Consider the following 1,424-nt stretch of genomic DNA (forward strand, 5'->3'; position numbering starts at 1 on the left):
TCAGGCTCATTACGATTTTTTCCATGAAACAGTAACATTGAAATGTCGGGGTGCTGTTTTCGGATGATTTTTTCCAGTTTGCCTGCGTATGCCCTGCTGTCCGTGGCTATCGCTATTTTTCTGCCTTGGGCGACAGAGGGCAGTAGCTGCTGATCGATGACCGATTTAGCCTGAGTTTTGCCAGTAGCAAACTGGCATGCCAGCGTTACATCCCGAGAATACGGCATCTCGTAAAAATGTATTTCCCTCTCAGGAAACCACTCCTGCAACAACCCTACATGATAAGAGGACAAGTCGGCATCACAGATAATGACGGTAGGCGTTTGTTCAATTAAATCCAGGTAACGTGCAAGAACTGAAGGGTCTTTGATATGAGGACTGGTCCCCAGCACAGAGATATGTTGCGAGAATTCATCCAGCAGCAAAATATCGGTCTTTCCTGTTTCCAGAAATCGGCTGACATTCGGGGCACAAAGGCTGTTAATACACGTCACTAGTCGGTTGATACTCGCCATACAGAATTCATGGGTATCCAGATAACTCTCCAGCCCCAGTCTTTTTGCCAGTTCATGAGCCAGGGAAACCAGATGCGTAATCGCCAAAATCCGCTCACCCTTCTGCACGGCAGATTGAGAGAGTGCCGACATCAGTTTTGTTTTACCTGATCCATAAGGGGCTTTTACCAGGGTTATCCGACCTTTTTCCAAAGAAACGGTTTGGGGCGTAATTGCTAATACCGCGTGATAGAACTCTCCCAGTGACTTTCGTTTACCAGAGCTTAATCCACACTCACGCTGAATAACCTGTTGCTACCTGAAACAGTAACCGCTTAACTGCCGTTTAAGCTGGTTCAGTGTGTCAGGATGCAAAAGATAAGGATTAGCGGCCTGAATCCTCTTAATAAAATCATGTTCGCCGCACTGGGCTGGAACCTTGTGATGAAAGCGACTGACAATGGCCTCCGCCAGTGTGCCTGCAGATTGCTCATTATTGGTTTTGGCAAGAAGCTTAAGCGCACTTCGATAATCACCGCAGAAATTATCCTTTGCCATTTCGACAGCAGCTACGGGCATAGACTTTAAATTGATGGCGTGTATCGGTTTCCTCACCCACTGCAGCTGTCGTTTTAAACCCTGAAAACCTGCATCCAGCCTTACGTCGCACCAGTCTTCTCCGTATCTTTGCGGTATCACCCAACGAAAACCGGCACGATGACACGCCATTATTCAAGAGCAGTATCGTAAAGCAGTAAGAGACAGAGTGCCCTGCCTAAAGAACACCCTGTCGACGCTCACCACAGGGGGTGAACCGGCTTCTCAACCAGCCCCTGCCATTATGTCAAAGTCACAGGCTGACTATGAAGCCGTTGGTTATTATAGTCAGTTCTGCGACTTGGGCGTAAATACTTTTATGGAGTATTTATG

2 protein-coding genes are annotated in these 1,424 nt (G+C 47.4%); both read right to left on the reverse strand.

All coding sequences use genetic code 11. The features are described from left to right. Positions 1-707: AAA family ATPase (locus KDK19_RS15570; RefSeq protein WP_257292309.1), on the reverse strand; the 707-nt coding region annotated here is incomplete at its 3' end. 102 nt (positions 708-809) lie between these two features. Next, positions 810-1,193 carry a hypothetical protein gene (locus KDK19_RS15575; RefSeq protein ID WP_257292310.1) on the reverse strand — a complete coding sequence of 128 codons (384 nt, stop codon included), beginning with the start codon at positions 1,191-1,193 and terminating at the stop codon, positions 810-812. Positions 1,194-1,424 lie beyond the last annotated feature (231 nt).

The organism is Endozoicomonas sp. ONNA1 (genome assembly GCF_024606325.1).
Classification (GTDB): Bacteria; Pseudomonadota; Gammaproteobacteria; order Pseudomonadales; family Endozoicomonadaceae; genus Endozoicomonas_A.